The sequence below is a fragment of the Nakamurella sp. PAMC28650 genome (genome assembly GCF_014303395.1).
Taxonomy (GTDB): domain Bacteria; phylum Actinomycetota; class Actinomycetes; order Mycobacteriales; family Nakamurellaceae; genus Nakamurella.
In genome coordinates, this window is sequence record NZ_CP060298.1 from 3,010,434 (window position 1) to 3,025,532 (window position 15,099).

The 15,099-nt window shown below is 66.3% G+C and carries 17 protein-coding genes; 9 read left to right on the forward strand and 8 right to left on the reverse strand.

The window, feature by feature from the left end; genetic code table 11:
- Window positions 1–10 precede the first annotated feature (10 nt).
- Window positions 11–613, reverse strand: coding sequence for a TetR/AcrR family transcriptional regulator (locus H7F38_RS13655; RefSeq protein WP_187090391.1), 603 nt, complete (start codon window positions 611–613; stop codon window positions 11–13).
- A 428-nt stretch (window positions 614–1,041) separates the two neighbouring features.
- On the opposite strand from H7F38_RS13655, the gene H7F38_RS13660 reads away from it, so the two are divergent.
- A complete protein-coding gene (locus H7F38_RS13660; RefSeq protein WP_187090392.1) occupies window positions 1,042–3,153 on the forward strand; it encodes an MFS transporter in 2,112 nt (703 codons plus the stop codon).
- A 159-nt stretch (window positions 3,154–3,312) separates the two neighbouring features.
- A complete protein-coding gene (locus tag H7F38_RS13665; protein WP_187090393.1) occupies window positions 3,313–3,492 on the forward strand; it encodes a hypothetical protein in 180 nt (59 codons plus the stop codon).
- A 90-nt stretch (window positions 3,493–3,582) separates the two neighbouring features.
- Here the strand turns inward: H7F38_RS13665 and H7F38_RS13670 are convergent, their stop codons facing one another.
- Window positions 3,583–3,828: a hypothetical protein gene (locus tag H7F38_RS13670; protein ID WP_187090394.1), complete on the reverse strand. Its 246-nt coding sequence runs from the start codon at window positions 3,826–3,828 to the stop codon at window positions 3,583–3,585.
- Between the two features lie 238 nt (window positions 3,829–4,066).
- Between H7F38_RS13670 and H7F38_RS13675 the strand changes: the two genes are divergently transcribed.
- The 3 genes from H7F38_RS13675 to H7F38_RS13685 all read left to right on the forward strand — a co-directional run bounded on the left by H7F38_RS13675 (window position 4,067) and on the right by H7F38_RS13685 (window position 5,909).
- Window positions 4,067–4,651 carry a hypothetical protein gene (locus H7F38_RS13675; RefSeq protein WP_187090395.1) on the forward strand — a complete coding sequence of 195 codons (585 nt, stop codon included), beginning with the start codon at window positions 4,067–4,069 and terminating at the stop codon, window positions 4,649–4,651.
- 99 nt (window positions 4,652–4,750) lie between these two features.
- Window positions 4,751–5,515, forward strand: coding sequence for an SDR family NAD(P)-dependent oxidoreductase (locus tag H7F38_RS13680; protein ID WP_187090396.1), 765 nt, complete (start codon window positions 4,751–4,753; stop codon window positions 5,513–5,515).
- A 211-nt stretch (window positions 5,516–5,726) separates the two neighbouring features.
- Window positions 5,727–5,909 carry a hypothetical protein gene (locus H7F38_RS13685; RefSeq protein WP_187090397.1) on the forward strand — a complete coding sequence of 61 codons (183 nt, stop codon included), beginning with the start codon at window positions 5,727–5,729 and terminating at the stop codon, window positions 5,907–5,909.
- 14 nt (window positions 5,910–5,923) lie between these two features.
- On the opposite strand, the gene H7F38_RS13690 is transcribed toward H7F38_RS13685, so the two are convergent.
- Window positions 5,924–6,892 carry an aldo/keto reductase gene (locus tag H7F38_RS13690; RefSeq protein WP_187090398.1) on the reverse strand — a complete coding sequence of 323 codons (969 nt, stop codon included), beginning with the start codon at window positions 6,890–6,892 and terminating at the stop codon, window positions 5,924–5,926.
- Window positions 6,893–6,991: 99 nt separating this feature from the next.
- Between H7F38_RS13690 and H7F38_RS13695 the strand changes: the two genes are divergently transcribed.
- The 4 genes from H7F38_RS13695 (at window position 6,992) to H7F38_RS13710 (ending at window position 9,762) form a co-directional block, all read left to right on the forward strand.
- Window positions 6,992–7,837: a spermidine synthase gene (locus H7F38_RS13695; RefSeq protein WP_187090399.1), complete on the forward strand. Its 846-nt coding sequence runs from the start codon at window positions 6,992–6,994 to the stop codon at window positions 7,835–7,837.
- 129 nt (window positions 7,838–7,966) lie between these two features.
- Window positions 7,967–8,713 (forward strand): GAF domain-containing protein, encoded by a 747-nt coding sequence (locus tag H7F38_RS13700; RefSeq protein ID WP_187090400.1) that lies wholly within the window; start codon window positions 7,967–7,969, stop codon window positions 8,711–8,713.
- A gap of 134 nt (window positions 8,714–8,847) precedes the next feature.
- Window positions 8,848–9,243, forward strand: a complete 396-nt coding sequence (locus H7F38_RS13705) for a hypothetical protein (protein WP_187090401.1) — start codon at window positions 8,848–8,850, stop codon at window positions 9,241–9,243.
- 54 nt (window positions 9,244–9,297) lie between these two features.
- Window positions 9,298–9,762 (forward strand): GNAT family N-acetyltransferase, encoded by a 465-nt coding sequence (locus tag H7F38_RS13710; RefSeq protein ID WP_222618052.1) that lies wholly within the window; start codon window positions 9,298–9,300, stop codon window positions 9,760–9,762.
- On the opposite strand, the gene H7F38_RS13715 is transcribed toward H7F38_RS13710, so the two are convergent.
- From H7F38_RS13715 to H7F38_RS13735, 5 genes are all read right to left on the reverse strand, one after another.
- Entirely contained in the window at window positions 9,759–11,120 is a 1,362-nt protein-coding gene (locus H7F38_RS13715; protein ID WP_187090402.1) for a diguanylate cyclase, read from the reverse strand. The two genes, H7F38_RS13710 and H7F38_RS13715, sit on opposite strands and share 4 nt — an antisense overlap.
- A 264-nt stretch (window positions 11,121–11,384) precedes the next feature.
- A complete protein-coding gene (locus tag H7F38_RS13720; RefSeq protein WP_187090403.1) occupies window positions 11,385–12,107 on the reverse strand; it encodes a maleylpyruvate isomerase family mycothiol-dependent enzyme in 723 nt (240 codons plus the stop codon).
- A 67-nt stretch (window positions 12,108–12,174) separates the two neighbouring features.
- Entirely contained in the window at window positions 12,175–13,401 is a 1,227-nt protein-coding gene (locus H7F38_RS13725; protein WP_187090404.1) for an ABC transporter permease, read from the reverse strand.
- Between the two features lie 4 nt (window positions 13,402–13,405).
- On the reverse strand, window positions 13,406–14,284 hold the full coding sequence (locus H7F38_RS13730; protein WP_187094702.1) for an ABC transporter ATP-binding protein: 879 nt from the start codon (window positions 14,282–14,284) through the stop codon (window positions 13,406–13,408).
- Window positions 14,285–14,523: 239 nt separating this feature from the next.
- Window positions 14,524–15,087 carry a helix-turn-helix domain-containing protein gene (locus H7F38_RS13735; protein WP_187090405.1) on the reverse strand — a complete coding sequence of 188 codons (564 nt, stop codon included), beginning with the start codon at window positions 15,085–15,087 and terminating at the stop codon, window positions 14,524–14,526.
- Between the last annotated feature and the right edge of the window lie 12 nt (window positions 15,088–15,099).

A 15,099-nucleotide genomic window follows, 5' to 3' on the forward strand; every position in this document is an offset into this window, starting at 1 on the left:
GGCCGCGGTGTCACAGCACCGGCACCGAGCCTGCCGCCGCGGTTGGCCCTGCCGCCGCGAGTTGGAGGAATGTTCTTCGGGCGAAGGTGCAGAAATGGTCCACGATCCGCTCCCGGGGGATTTCGGGGTTGTGGAGCCACCAGCGCCCGATCTGTTCCCCGGCACCGGAGACGGCATGGGCGTGGGCGGTGACCGCCTCGCGGTCCGCATGCGGCGCGAAGCGGATCGTGATGGCCGAGATGCGGTCGATGGTCTGGGTTCTCAGTTCGTAGATCTGATCAGCCAGGGAACCAACCAGTTCGCTGGGCCCGCCGTAGACCAGGGACCATCGGCGCGGGTCCCGTTCGATGATGGTGAAGAAGGCGTCGGCTCCCTGGCGGATGGCGGTCTCCAGATCGGGAGCGTCACGGGCGGCGTCGATCAGCGTGTTCTCGAATTCTTCCCGCACGCGGCGCAGGCACGCGAGGTAGAGGCCATCTCTGGAACCGAAGTGGTCGTAGACGATAGGGCGGCTCACGCCGGCCTCGCGACAGAGATCCTCGACGGAGAACCCGCCGTATCCACCCTCGATGAAGAGCCGTTCGGCCAATTCGAGCAATTGTTGCTCGCGCACCGCTCGTGGGACTCGACCGTGTTTGAACCCGCCCACTCGGTCCGACGCTGATTTCGATATCGCCACTTGACGAACCTACAGTATGTAACCTACATTCGCGCTGATGGGGTCTGACCTACTGCACGTAACCCAATGGAGGGTGCCGTGAAAGCTTCTGGTGCTGCGTCCGGGCGGGAAAACCCCTGTCCGCACCCCGAAGTGACGATTTCGCCCCCGAACGACGATCCTCGGTACCGGTCGCAGATCGACGACCGGCCAGAGGCTCAACGTCACTGACTACCCAGCAGCCTCACGTTCCCGGAACGTCAACGCGGAGATTGCCTGTCGACTCGGATTTTCCGTCCGCGTGATGGGCCCGAGTGCAGATGTATGCCGGTATCAACCCGAGCCTGTCGGCACCAAACCCCCACCAGCCGGAACGGACAAAGATGTCATCGCAGACCCTGCCTGATTCCACCCCCACCACCCTGCACGCCAATGGCGGTATCTGGGGGCGCCAACTCGACCGCTACCCGGACGGGCCTCGACGAATCCTCTACCTCGTCATCGTGGTGCTGGCCACCGTGGTGCTCTACTACGAGTTCTACGTACAAGGCTCCGTGGCCACCCTGATCAGCGCCAACCTGCACATGTCGCTGACCTACTTCATCATGGTCTCGGTCATCGGGAACGCGCTGGGCGCACTGGCGTCGGTGGCCGCCGGGCTGGCCGACCGCTTCGGGCGGGCGAACTTCGTCGTCTACGGACTGGCCATCACCGGCGCGTTGATCCTGTTCGGACTGCCCAATGCCCACGGGAAACTCACCTACCTGGTGCTGTTCGGGCTGGTCAGTCTGGTCGAGGGAATGATCCTGGTGGCCACTCCCGCACTGATCAGGGATTTCTCGCCGCAGCTGGGCCGGGCGTCGGCCATGGGATTCTGGACGATGGGCCCGGTCATCGGCAGCCTGGTCGTCACCGAGGTGTCGAGCCACACCCTGGATTCGCACCCCGACTGGCAGTTCCAGTTCCGCGTGTGCGGCGCAGTCGGGCTTCTCGTCTTCCTCGTCGCCTTCATCGGGCTGCGCGAACTGGCCCCGCAGCTTCGCGATCAACTGATGATCAGCCTGCGCGAGCGGACCCTCGTCGAGGCCCGGGCCCGTGGGATCGACCTGGTCGAAGCGTCGAAGAGCCACTGGCGTCAGATGCTGCGACGGGACATCATCGTCCCCGCGCTGGGTATCAGTGTGTTCCTGCTGTTCTACTACACCGCAGTGGGCCTGTTCGTCGTGTTCTACGCAACGGCCTTCGGGTACACCGAGGCGCGAGCCAACGCTCTGGCCAACTGGTACTGGGTCGCCCAGGCGGTGGCGTTGATCGTCGGCGGGGCCCTGTCCGACCGGCTCCGGGTACGCAAGCCGTTCATGGTGGTCGGCGGTGTCGTCAGCGCGATCGGAGTCGGCCTCTTCGCAATCGCCACTGGTGACTCCTCCACCAGCTACTCCCACTTCGTCTGGATCATCCTGCTGATCTCGATCGGCAGTGCGGTGGCTTTCGCCACCTGGATGGCCGCGTTCACCGAGACCGTGGAAAGGCACAGCCCGGCCGGGATCGCCACCGGGTTGGCGGTGTGGGGGGCCACCCTGCGATCCGTGGTCGTCGTCGGGCTCCTCGGTCTGATCGTCGCCATCCCCGCGTCGGGCATCCTGGTCGACAAGGGAGCACAGGTCAGAGCCGCGGCCGCTGGGGCGGACCACAGCCTGTCCGCACCCCAGAACGCAACGGTCAAAGCCGTTGCGGCCGATCCGAGCATCGTCACGAAGGCACAATCGCTTGCGGGGCAATACAAATCGCAGCTGGCGACCGCTGCTCTGCTCACCCCCGCCACCACCGCAGCACTGCAGAGCAATCCGACCGATCCGACCACCCAGGCGCAGGCGCTCGCCGAGATCTCCGGAACACCGGTGGCCGACGTCGCTCGCACGATATCGCTGGGCACGCAGTACAAGGACCAGCTGATCACCGCGGCCACGCTGGACACCACCACGACGACCACCTTGTTCCTGAACCCGACCGATGCGGCCGCGCAGGCCAAGGCCGTCGGTGAGATCGCCGTCGGCCGCAAGATCGACCCTGCGGCCGCGATCGCGAAACTGCAGGCTCTGTCCCAGGTCCCGAAAGCAGACCTGCTCTTCCTGAACAGCAACGCCAAGCCGGTGCAGACCGCCGCGGCGCAGTTGGGTGCGCTGGCCACCGTGCCGGTTGCCGACCTGACCTTCCTGTCCACGTACGGGCCTGGACTCAGGGATCCGAAAGTGGTCGCGCAGTTGACCTATCTGCAGTCCCAGGGCCCTCTCGTGCAGCAGGCAGCCAACGACGCTCCGGGGCAGTGGCAGCGCTGGTGGTGGATCTGCTTCGCCGGCCAGTTGCTCTTCCTCCCGTGCATCTGGCTGCTGAAGGGTCGCTGGAGCCCGGCCAAGGCCCGGGTCGACGCACAGGCCCACGAGGAAGCCGTCAACCGGGAACTGCTGGCGCTGGCCGACGCGGAGCCGCGGGCCTGATCGAGCGCCGGCGGCCACGGGCTCAGGTCCAGGTCCGACCACGGTGGTCGATGTCGTTCGGTCCACCGGCGAGGGAATCCGGCGGATTGCGGTTGTCGGGCTTCAGCTATTGCGATTCGAAGGACCGTGGCACCATGTCGTCAGACCAAGGAGGACGACATGGTGTCAGGCCGAGAGGTGTGCCCCTGTGGCGAAGCCATCGAGAAAATCACGCACTTCGAGTTGGACGCGCAAGAATGGGTCGAATTCGACCACGGCCTGGTCGTCCACCGATTCGAGAAGGACGAGGACGGAACCATCAAGCTCGGCCATCCGGCGCCCAGAGTCGATGGGGCCTGAGGGGCACCGTGTCCTCGTATGACGGGCCGGCTGCTCGTCGGACCCTCGAGGGTCGTACCGGGACCGGTCGCGTCATACAGGGGGGTGAGGTCACCTGTCGGTCGGGCTGCTCGGCCCCGAGGGGTGGGCCCTGCGTCGGGACGCACCGGTCCCGAACTGACGCGCCCGGCGTTCGGCGTCCACTTCCAACCGCTTGGTCAGGAATGGCCAGGGGAAGAAGAAGGCCACTCCCATCCTGATCAGGATGAACGCATCCTTCCAGGAGCGCGGGTTCGGCTCGGCCGGCAACGGCGAACGTGGCGGACGGGGTGAGGCAGGTTGGGCGGCGGCGGTCATGGTCTTCTCCACATCTGTGGCCCGGAGTCGGATTCGCAGGCGATGGCAAGGTCAGACTGCGCCCCGGGCAGCCATCACGACAGGGTCGAAAGTCCTGACCTTGCGGGTGACCGTGACCGGCCGGACGGTGTTTGCGCCGAATGCGGTCTGGTCCTCATTTTCGGGGACCTTGGGCCCTGTCGACGCGCATTCATGCTCACGCATGCTTAGCCTGTCCAATTCCTCGAAAGGATCGAAAATGAAGCGCAGAATGTTCGACGTACTCGTCAGTGCCACCGGCTTGTTGATCGCACTGATATTGCTGGTTGCGGGAGGTCTGCTGACCTGGGCCCACAATTTTGTCTCGGATCAGGTGCACACACAGCTTGCCGCGCAACAGATCTACTTCCCCCCTGCGGACAGCGCCGCCGTGGCCGGCGATGCCTTCGCGCCGATGCGCGCCTACGCCGGGCAGCAGTTGACCACCGGGGCCCAGGCCGAGACCTACGCCGATCATTTCATCGCCATCCATCTCCAGGCGATCGGCGGAGGCAAGACCTACTCCCAGCTCAGCGCCGAATCCCAGGCCAGTCCCACCGATCTCAAACTGGCGGCGACGGTCAACACCGTCTTCAAGGGCGAGACCCTGCGGGGCCTCCTGCTCAATGCCTACGCCTTCGGCACCATGGCCACGATCGCCGGTATCGCGGCCATCTCCGCGTTCGTCGCGGCGTTGGTCATGCTCGTCCTGGGCGGTCTGGGACTGCGCCACGCACGTCGGGTCCCACCGGCCACCGACGTCGTCATCGGGCACCGCACGGCGGATCCAGTTCCGGTCGGATAGCCGGTCCTCCTCCACGGTGCCATTCCGGCCATGCGAAAATGAGGCCATGTCCGTTCCTGGCAACTCGTCGACAGTCGTTCTTCCCGTGGAGGTCTCCAATTGAACAGGGGAGTGCTGGTCACGGGGGGATCCCGCGGGATCGGGCGGGCGATCGCGGTGGCCTTCGCCGAGCAGGGTGACCGGGTCGTCGTGCACTACGCCGCAGCGCGCGAGGACGCCGAGCAGACGCTGGCGCTGTTGGAAGGCAGCGGGCACACCCTGGTGGCCGGTGACCTGGGCGATCCGGCCGCGGCGCAACGGGTCGCCGACGTGGCCGAGGCCGAACTGGGCGGGGTCGACGTCCTGGTCAACAACGCGGGCATCGTCCCGACGGCCGACAGTCTGCAACGGCTGCCTGAGGTGACCTACCTGGACTGGCAACGGATCTGGCGGCAGATGGTCGACGTCAACCTGCTCGGAGCGGCGAACGTCACCTACTGCGTCGCCCAGCATCTGATCGGCCGTCACGCCGCCGGCAGCATCGTCAACGTCGGTTCCCGCGGTGCTTTCCGCGGCGAACCCGACTTCCCCGCCTACGGGGCGAGCAAGGCTGCGCTGCACGCTTTCGGGCAGTCGATGGCGGTCGCGCTGGCTCCCGAGGGGATCGCCGTCACGTCGGTGGCGCCGGGCTTCGTGGCGACGGACCGGCAGGAGACCATGTTGGCCACTCCCGCGGGCGCTGCGATCCGCGACCAGAGCCCGTTCGGCCGGGTGGCCACTCCGCAGGAGGTGGCCGCCGCGGTGATCTACCTCGCCTCACCGGCGGCGGCCTGGGCCTCTGGCACCATCGTCGATCTCAACGGAGCTTCCTATCTGCGGGGTTGAGACCGACGGGAAAAACGGGCAGGGGGACGACAGCCTCGTCGGACTTCCGAGCATCACCGTCTGCCGGGGGTGTTGCTGCGGAACCGCCGCCAAGCATCCGGAGATCGATCACGACGAGCAGATCCGACGTCTGCTCGCGGCAGTCGACGAGAGCCAGGTCCGGGTGGTCCGGGAGTGCCTGGGGCAGTGCGAGCGGTCCAACGTCATGGTCATGGCGCCCTCCCGGCTGGGACGGGTGTTCGGCGGCCGACCGGTCTGGCTCGGGCAGGTCCTGGACGAGCCGACCCTGAGTGCCGTTGCCGAATGGTTGACCTCGGCGGGCCCCGGTCTTGCCCCCGTGCCGGAAGCGGTGCGTGGGTCGGTGTTCGTGCCCACCCGCCCGGCCGTGCGCTAGCTCAGCCGGGCGGCTCACACATGCAGCTTCTCTCGCGCCGCGCCCAACAAGGTCCGCGGCAACGAGATCGGGTGGAAAGCTCGCGCGGCGGCCGTGAGGGATGCCACCGCGTCGGCGTCCAGCTCCAGATCGGCTGCGGCCACGTTGAACTCGAGCTGTTCGACGCTGGAAGCGCCGGGGATGACGACCACGCCGGGCAAGCTGAGCAGCCAGGCCAGTGCCACCTGCGCGGGTTTCGCGTCGTGCGCGGCAGCAACACTGCGGAGCAGGTCCAGCAGCGGCTTCGCCCGCTGCAGATTCTCCGTCCCGAACAGCGGGTTGATCGCGCGGACGCCGCCCGGGCGGTGGTCTGCGGAGTACCTGCCGCCGAGCAGACCCTGGGCGAGCGGGCTGTAGGCCATGATCATCCGGTTCTCCCGTTGGGCGAATGGCACCAGATCCTCCAACGGCCCCGCATGAGCGAGCGAGAACTGCACCTGATTGCTCACCACCGGTCGGCCGAGTGCGGCATCGGCCTTGCGCCAGCGCTGCAGCGAGTAGTTGGAGACTCCGACCGCGCCGATCCGGCCCTCGTCCAGCAGGCTCCGCATGCCGGGCATGATCACCGAATCCGGTACCACGGGATTGGCCTGGTGCACCTGGTAGAGCGGAATCCGGTCCAGCTCCAGACGGTCGGCGCTGCCCTGCTCCCGCCGGCGGATCACGGGTGGGAACGGCGCGATCGGAAAGATCTTGCTCGCGACGATCACGTCCTTCCGTTCCGCGCCGAGCGCCTTCCCCAGGATCCGCTCGCTCTTGCCGGTTCCGTAGATCTCGGCCGTGTCGAACAGGTTCACCCCCAGCTCGCGCGCCCGGTGGACGATGTCCGCGGCCGCGTTGGAAGCGTATCCGTCGCCGTAACCCCATTCCCGCGATCCGAACTGCCACGTACCCAGTCCGACCCGACCGACCTGCCCGAGACCCGCCACTTCCAGAAATTTCATCCTCCCATTGTGACCCAGCAGCACATCGGGCCGGGAGGACCACCGCCGACCTCGACCCGGCCCGGATGCCTGACGTGCCAGGATGCCTACAGTGGTCGGGTGGACGGTGGCGAGGTCGAACTGCTGGCCGACGAGGACCTACCGGGCGGATGGTGGGTCCTGCTGGATCGGGTCCGGCAGTCCTACGTCAGCCTCGACGATCCGACCTACCTCGAGTTTCCCTACGTGCAGGTGCTGGCCGGGACCATCGACGCGCTGCCGCCGGGACCGTTGGAGGCGGTGCACGTCGGCGGCGGCGGCGCCACGCTGCCCCGCTGGCTGGCAGCGGTCCGTCCCGGCAGCGTGCAGGTGGTCTTCGACACCCACGAGGAACTCCGCCGCATCGTGCGCCACCGGTTGCCGTTGCAGGCCGACTCGGGAGTCGACTTCCGGCTGGGCGACGGACGATCGGGAGTGGCCGGACTACCGGCGGACTCCGCCGATGTCGTCGTGATCGACGCCTTCAGCGGCGGGCGCGTCCCGGCCGGACTGGGGACGGCGGAGTTCTTCGCCGACGTATCCAGGGTGCTCAGGCCGTCCGGGATCCTGCTGATGAACACCACCGGCCGGAAGACGTCGCTCTACGTGCGCCGTCTGATGGCGGCCATCTCTGCGTCGTTCCCGGAAGTGGCGGTGCACGGTGACTCCCTCAGTGCCGTCGGCAATCTCGTGATCGCAGCCACCGCAGGCGGCCGCCTGACGAACGTGGATCATCCGGCCGATGACGGACCGATGGGAGCGCCCATCGCCCTGTCCGGGGCAACGCTGGCCGGCTTCATCGGTGCGGCGGAACCGCTGACCGACGCATCCCCGATGCGTTCGCCGGTGCCGCCGGACGAGACCTGGCGGGTGGGCGGCGACCGACCCGGGCCAGGGTCGGTTGACGACGAGTCGGTCACCCTTTGACTGTAAGGCCGATGAAAGCGGCTAGCTTGGAGCCGATGCCCTGCTAGGCCGGGATCGCATCGCACGACACCATCGGTCAACGACCAGTCGGCACTCACGATGCGACCCCTTCCGGGAAGAAGCCCAGACATGGCAAGCCTCATCGCGGACAGTCCCGCGGCATCCAGTGCAATGATCAGGGCCTTGTCGGCCCACCCCGAGCAGATGGCCGATCTCATCGAAGCGCTGCATCGCCGGGCACAGGACGCCGACACCCTCCTGGACCTGATGGGCCGGCTGTCCCGGGAAGCCGTCCGTCTGCTGAAGGGTGTCCGGTGGGCAGGCGTCACCGCTCAGTTCGACGGGTTGCCGTTCACTGCCACCCATACCGACCACCAGGTGCTCATCGTCGACGAGAGTCAGTACTCCGCCCACGACGGTCCCTGTCTGCGGGCCATGCACACCGATACCCCGGTGCGGATGACCACGGACGAGGTCCAGGCGATCTGGCCGCGCCTGGGCCAGATCGCTGCCGGGGTCGGCGTGCGTTCCTTCCTTGCCGTGCCGCTGCACGCCGACGGACAGGCCGTCGGCGCGCTCAACCTGTACAGCGCAGACGCGGAGCCTCCCGATCCTGATCCGGACCTGCTGACCGTGCTCACCGAATACGCGGACCGGGGTCTGACCGACTATCAGAACAGTCAGCCCTACCCGACGGTGGAGGAAGCCATCCGGCGGGCTCTGGTGCAGTGGAACGCAGTGGAGCAGGCCGTCGAAATGCTGGTGTCCATCAACGGTTTCACCCTCAACTACGCCCGGGATGTGCTGCGGGACCAGGCCGAGGACTGGGGTCGGACCCTGTCCGAGCAGGCGGCTCACAACAACGCGCTGGGCTGACGGCCGCCGGTTCACCTGCTCGGGTCCGACCGGTGGTCGGTGCCGGTCAGCGTCATCGTGGCGTAGCTGCCCGACCTGACGCACACTGGAGGAAGCCGCAGATGCTGCGGATGGTGTCGCCAAGGAGGACCACGATGGCCAGCAATGAACCGTTCGGTTTCGACCCCGAGGATCTCGATCGCGTCGTCCGGGGGGCCGGTGATCAGCTGCGCGGTGCGCTGGGTCAGTTCGGCCGGCTCTTCGAAGGCTCCGGTCAGCGGGCGGGATGGTCGACGATCTTCGACGACGGCCGAGGTCGCGGCCGTTCGGCGCCCGAGCCGGAGACGACCGGAGGAACCGGCGACGGTGCTTGGGTGATCTACGCCGTCAACGGTGACGGAGGCGCCCAGGTCGAACAGGTCTTCGCCACCGAGCTCGATGCCCTGCGCGGGAACAAGAACAACACCGACAGCAACCGTAGAGTCCGCTTCCTCCCGTATGGAATGCCGGTCACCGTACTGGATGCCGCCGAGGACTCCTCGAACGACTGAGTGAGCCGCCGAAGTAGTGGGCGGCTGGACGATGTGATCCGGCCCGGAGCAGTGGTGCGCCGCGCGTCCATCGGTGACCTCTCGGCGCTGGTTGCTCTGCGGGCGGAGATGTTTCGCGCGATGGGAACGCCGCAGACGGAGGAGCCGCTTTGGCAGTCGGCCACCCACCAGTGGTTCACCGACCACATCGCGGACGATCAGGTCTTCATCGTGGTGGTGGAGGTCGATCACGAGGTCGTCGCGACGGCGATGGCCGCAATTCGCGATGCCATGCCCTCGCCGAGTTGCCCGGCCGGTCGCGACGTCCTGATCACCAACGTCTGCACGCTACCGACAGCGCGGCGTCAGGGATTCGCGAGGGAAGCGTTCGAGGCAGTCATGCGGTGGGCGGGATCGACCGGTATCGGCAGGGCAGAATTGATGGCCACCGGTGATGGTCAGGCGATGTACGAGTCCGCCGGTTTCACCGTGACGGCCCATCCCGCGATGCGGGCCACGCTCCGACACCACGTGGTCTAGCGAAGGGCCTTGATGGTGGCCAGACCTTGCAGCTCCGGTGACACCGCAGGCCGGGGCGTGGTCTGGCCGGACGTGTCCTGGACGACCACCCGATCGCGGCCGTCGCGCTTGGCCTGGAAGAGAGCAACATCTGCCCGCGCCAGGACCATGGGCAGGTTCTCCTCGGGTGCAGCCTCGACGAGGCCGAAGCTCACGGTGAACCTCGGTAGGCCGGCAACCGTGATGGCCGCGTCGAGCCGTTCCCTGAGGCCGTCCAATATGCCGCGGGCCGCTTCGGTGGGGCACCCGGGCAGCGCCACCACGAATTCTTCGCCGCCGTGACGGCTCACCAGGTCCCCGGCGCGCACCGACTCGGTGATGACCTGAGCGAACAGCAGAAGTGCACGATCCCCGGTCTCGTGACCGTATTTGTCGTTGAGCAATTTGAAATGGTCCAGATCGGCCATCGCAACCGAGACCACGTTCCCCTGCCGACGGATCAGCGAAAACCGCTGTTCGAAGGAACGCCGATTCAGCAGCCCGGTCAGGCTGTCCGTCGCGGCCTGGATCGCGGTCTCGGCCATCACCCTCAGCAGCCCGATCCGGGCCCCCGCCAGCTTGGCCAGCGTTTCGACGTCCTGTGCCGTCGTGTGCGAGAAGACCGTGTGCTGCTGCGAAGTCGCATGGATGACGCCCACGGTGCGGCCCATGATCGAGACCGGCACGCACAGTGCGGACACCGCGCCGCCGGAACGCCCGCGCAACTTCGGGCAGGCGTCCAATTCCTCGCTGTCGGTGAATCGTTGGACCTGGGCCCGGCGTGCGGCCGGGCAGTGATCCGGCGAGTCGACCCCGCATCCGGATGACGCTTCGGTCGCCGACACGGCTCTGGCCATTCGCAGCAGATGGGCGTGACTGTTGTCGGCGAGCAGCAACTCCACCGGCGCGTCGGGCGCGATGGAGGCGAACGACCGCTCGATCACGTCGATGACCTCCGGCTCTCCCTCGGCCATGTCCAGGGCGTTCGCCAATCGGCGTTCGAACCTCTGCCCGCGAGCTTGGGTTTCCCTGTCGACGGCATCCCGGTCCGCCGCCTGGACAGCTTCGGTCAGTTCACGTGTCAAGGTGGCCACCACCGCGTCGGTGGTGGATTGTTGTTTGATGTTGAGCCGCAGCACCGCCACCACGACCGGCACCATCAACACGATGAGCCACCCCGCGGTGAACGGATAGCGGGCGTTGCCCGACGCGGTGAGACTCCCGAGATAGACCGCCGGCAGGCCCAGCACGGCGGCGGCCATCAATGCCCCGCACCCGCTCAAGATGGCGACCCGCTTTGCTCGGAGGCGAGCGTGGGCCCACTCCTGCTCGGTCGTCATCTGCGAGGCCTCCGGCCGCTGACCGGTCGCACAGGGCGGCGTGCGCCGTCTGCGGTCGGGTTCGACCCGAGCAATGCGGATCGTGGGTTGGTCTTCATCCGGGCTGGCCTCCGATCCGGGCCGGTCAGAGTAGGCCCAGCCACCCAACAAGATACACCGGGTGACGCTTGTTGACGCTGTGTGGTTTGCCGACGCTATGTTGTCTGGTGACGCTGTGTTGTCACGGTTCACACCCGGAATCGGGGTCGCCGACGCTTCCCTGGTCTAGATCCGGATGCGCTGCCAGAGGCTGATCGTCAGGTCATCGCCGTCCAGCCGCACCTGTGCTGGTCGGTTCCACGTCCAGAGGTACAGCGCCGAGGACGTGCCCGTCACGGTCGCGGTAGCGCAGGAGACGTCGTCGGTCTGCGTGACGACGTTGCGTTCACCCCCGAAGGTCACCAGCCAGGACGCACCATCGGTACACGAGAGTGCAAGGGTGCCAGGTGTTTGAGTGGCGAACGTTCGCTGGAGCGCGAACCCGGCCACCAACTCGGCGATGCCGTCCTGGGCGAAGTGCGGCTCGAATGGCGTGACGTCGCCGACGGCGGCTTGGGCGTCCGCGCGGTGGATGGCGGTCTCGTGCGCCTGTCGCCGAGCCCAGAAGTACCGCGGGGTCGGCGATCGCAGGAACGTGAAGACCTGCAGCTGGTCCCCGGCCGCACGCAGGGTCGTGGCGAGCGTGCCCAGCCCCTCGGTGAACCATCTGCTCAGCCCGTCGTCCGGCGTGAGGCCGTGGAACGCCGCGCTGCCACCGGTCTCGTTCGTCGTCAGTTCCCGCGAGATCGCGTCGGTGGCCCAGCGGTGCACGGCGCCCGTATGCACGATGAGGGAGCGTAGGTCCCATTCCGTCCCTGGCACCGGGGCGTTCCAGTCGGCCCCCTCGACAGTGGCGGCCATCAGCGCACCCTCGCACTCGAGCCGATCGATGAAACCAGGGACGTCCATACCGGGATTGTCCCCCCGCCGATATGCCGGTGTCGGCGACGGTGATGTTGTCGTCGAACCGATGTGCTCACGCGTGGCTGTGCCGCCGGAGAGCATTTCTGATGGAGAGCTTCTTCGAGTATTCGATGGATCCGTAGTGGAAGAGGTGGACGGCCAGGCGCAGTGCGACGAACCCGAGGATGAACAGTTCGGCGATCACCACGGCTGATTGGACGGAGGTGAGGGATCCGAAGCCGTTCCGGAGCATTGCCGTGACCGGGGCGGTGAAGGGGAGGTAGGTGAAGATCTGCACGATGGGTGCCTGGGGGTTGCTGACGATGAGCGTGACCACGTAGAAGGGAAGGAAGATCATCACCATCAAGGACGCGAAGATCGGACCGGCATCCTTGGCGGTGGGCATGATGGCGCCCAGCGCGACCAATGTCCCGGTGAACAGGATGAAGCCTCCCAGGAGCAGCAGGGCCCCGACGAGCATCGGGCCGGCCTGGAGGCTCAGGTGCGACAGGTCGACGTTGGGCAGGCTCAGTTTCGAGCGGAAGAAGGCGTATCCGATTGCGATGGGAATGGCGAGGACGAGCATCTGGACGAGGCCGATGATCAACAGCGAGAGGACTTTCCCGATGATCAAGGTGGTGGGGCTCAGGGTGGTCAGGATCATTTCGGTGATCCTGTTCTCCTTCTCCTCCAGGGTGCTGCTCAGCATCTGGTTGCTCAACAGTCCGATGATGAGATAGAAGATCAACAGGAACAACAGGGGAGGAATCACCGCGCTGAGACCACCTGACAGCGTCCCGCTCTTGTAGGTCCTGGAGACAACGGTGATGTTGCCCTGGGCGAGGGCGGTCAACCGGGGTGAGCCGATCCTCTGCTGGGCGGCTGCCACAAGAATCTGTTTGGCCACTGCATCGTATTTCCCGTTCTCGAAGACTCCCTTGTCGGTGCCGTACACCATCACCGGTTGGTCGACCGGATCTGCGGGGAAGGCGAAATACGCTTCCACGTTGCCCGTTTTCACCTCCGTGATGGCCCGGGCCGCGTCCGTGGTCCTGGTGCCACCGTAGGTCGTGGCCAACGCGCCGGTGACGAATCCGGAGGCATCGGTGTAGAGGAACGACAGGTGCGCGTTCTTCTGGGCTTCGGCGGCGGAACTGGTGCTCCGGTCGCTCAGGCCGACCAGGACGAAGACGATGGCCAGTGCAACGGGAATGGCCAGGGTGGTGATCCAGAACCGCCGCCTCTTCACCGTGCGAAAGAATTCGAAGCCGATGACGGTATTCAGATTGTGCTGTGACATGCCATCACGCCCCTTCGGATCGATGCTGTTCGCCGTAGACCTTGATGAAGATTTCCTCCAGGGATGTCCGGGCCGGGGTGAAGCTACGCACCGCGACGCCCTGCCGGACGAGTTCGCGAAGGATATCCACCTCGTCGGTCCCGGCGTGCGGAGCCAGCTCGGCATAGTCGTGCTGTACCAACGTGATCTCGTAGAGGCGGGAGGACGGCAGCGAGCCGGAGTGGCGAAGGCGAATGATGCGGCCACCGTAGCGATCCTGGACGTCCTCGATGGTTCCGTAGGCTTCGGCCGTGCCGTTCTTCAGCAGCAGGACGCGATCGCAGAGACGTTCGACCTCCTCCATCTGATGGGTGACCATGATGACCGTTGCGCCGGCCTGCTTCTGCTCCTGGATGATGTCCATCAACAGCCGCCGGTTGACCGGATCGAAGCCCTTGGTGGGTTCGTCCAGGATCAGTAGTTCCGGGTCGTTCATGATGGTCACGCCGAGCTGGATCTTCTGTTGCTCCCCGCCGGAGAGCTTGTCCAGGCGGGTGCTCGCCTTGTCCACCAGGCCGACGCGCTCCAAGTACGTCCGGGACCAATCCTTGGCCTGTCGTCGGCCCAGACCCTTCAGCCTGCCGAAGTACACCATGACGTCCAGCACGGACTCCTTCTTGTACAGGCCGCGTTCTTCGGGCAGATAACCGAGGCTGGCCCCGCCCTGAGGCTGGAAGACCTTCGCGCCGATGTGCAGCGTGCCGGCGGTCGGCTGATAGATCCCCAACAGTGCCCGGAGTGTCGTGGTCTTCCCGGATCCGTTGCTTCCCAGGAACCCGAAGGTCTCGCCGGCATGGACGTCGAAGGACAGGTCGCGGATCACCGTCTGAACACCGAAATCCATCCGGAAGTGCCTGATGTGCACGAGCGGCTCGCCCAGCGGGTGCTGACGGTCGTCGGACCGGACGGGCGTTGTCCTGCTCGGTGCCAGTGCCTCGGGCGTGGTCATCGAGATTCCCTCTGCCGTCATCTGTCGCCACCGTCCGCGGCCGCGACGAGAGTTCGTCCTGGGCTGGACGATTTCCTCCTGCCCATCCCTCGTCGATCCCCGTGACTGCGGCAGAGGCAAAGGTCCCGTCGCGTTCAGGAGAAGCGTTTGGTCAATGCCACCAGATACCGGCACCGGGTTGCGGTCGTATTGGCGAAGACGCACGGCTTCGGGCTACCCAGTTGCAAGCAGTCACCGACGTCGAGCTGGTGGATCTCGGATCCCTCGGTGAAGGTCAGTCGTCCTTCGAGCACCCACATCTGCTGATGGACGAAGGCGTAGGTGTCGGCCCCGAAGGAGACCTGCTCGCCTGCCGGTAGTTCCACTTCGATCAGTTCGAGCGACCCACCACCGGGCGGCGACACGGCCCGTCTCCGGTAACCGCTGACCGGGTCGATCCACACCGGTTGTTCGGCGGCCCTGCTCAATCGGCGGCTATCGCCTTCGGCCCGCGCGATGAGCTCGGAGAGGGTCAACCCGAGTGATCCGGACAGGCGTCCCAGCAGCATGGCCGTCGGCTGCACCTCACCGCGCTCGATCTTGCCGATCATCGCTCGGGATACTCCCGAACTCGATGCCAGTCCGGTGACGGACAACCCGCGCGCCACGCGTGCCGCCTGCACGGTACGAGCCAGTCGTTGGGTGAGTAGGTCCGTCATGATTGACAGTAT

Coding starts and splice junctions, on each gene's coding strand:
- H7F38_RS13660 (WP_187090392.1), top strand. CDS start 1,042: ATGTCATCGCAGACCCTGCCTGATTCCACCCCCACCACCCTGCACGCC.
- H7F38_RS13665 (WP_187090393.1), top strand. CDS start 3,313: ATGGTGTCAGGCCGAGAGGTGTGCCCCTGTGGCGAAGCCATCGAGAAA.
- H7F38_RS13670 (WP_187090394.1), bottom strand. CDS start 3,828: ATGACCGCCGCCGCCCAACCTGCCTCACCCCGTCCGCCACGTTCGCCG.
- H7F38_RS13675 (WP_187090395.1), top strand. CDS start 4,067: ATGAAGCGCAGAATGTTCGACGTACTCGTCAGTGCCACCGGCTTGTTG.
- H7F38_RS13685 (WP_187090397.1), top strand. CDS start 5,727: ATGGCGCCCTCCCGGCTGGGACGGGTGTTCGGCGGCCGACCGGTCTGG.
- H7F38_RS13690 (WP_187090398.1), bottom strand. CDS start 6,892: ATGAAATTTCTGGAAGTGGCGGGTCTCGGGCAGGTCGGTCGGGTCGGA.
- H7F38_RS13700 (WP_187090400.1), top strand. CDS start 7,967: ATGGCAAGCCTCATCGCGGACAGTCCCGCGGCATCCAGTGCAATGATC.
- H7F38_RS13705 (WP_187090401.1), top strand. CDS start 8,848: ATGGCCAGCAATGAACCGTTCGGTTTCGACCCCGAGGATCTCGATCGC.
- H7F38_RS13715 (WP_187090402.1), bottom strand. CDS start 11,120: ATGACGACCGAGCAGGAGTGGGCCCACGCTCGCCTCCGAGCAAAGCGG.
- H7F38_RS13720 (WP_187090403.1), bottom strand. CDS start 12,107: ATGGACGTCCCTGGTTTCATCGATCGGCTCGAGTGCGAGGGTGCGCTG.
- H7F38_RS13725 (WP_187090404.1), bottom strand. CDS start 13,401: ATGTCACAGCACAATCTGAATACCGTCATCGGCTTCGAATTCTTTCGC.
- H7F38_RS13730 (WP_187094702.1), bottom strand. CDS start 14,284: ATGGATTTCGGTGTTCAGACGGTGATCCGCGACCTGTCCTTCGACGTC.
- H7F38_RS13735 (WP_187090405.1), bottom strand. CDS start 15,087: ATGACGGACCTACTCACCCAACGACTGGCTCGTACCGTGCAGGCGGCA.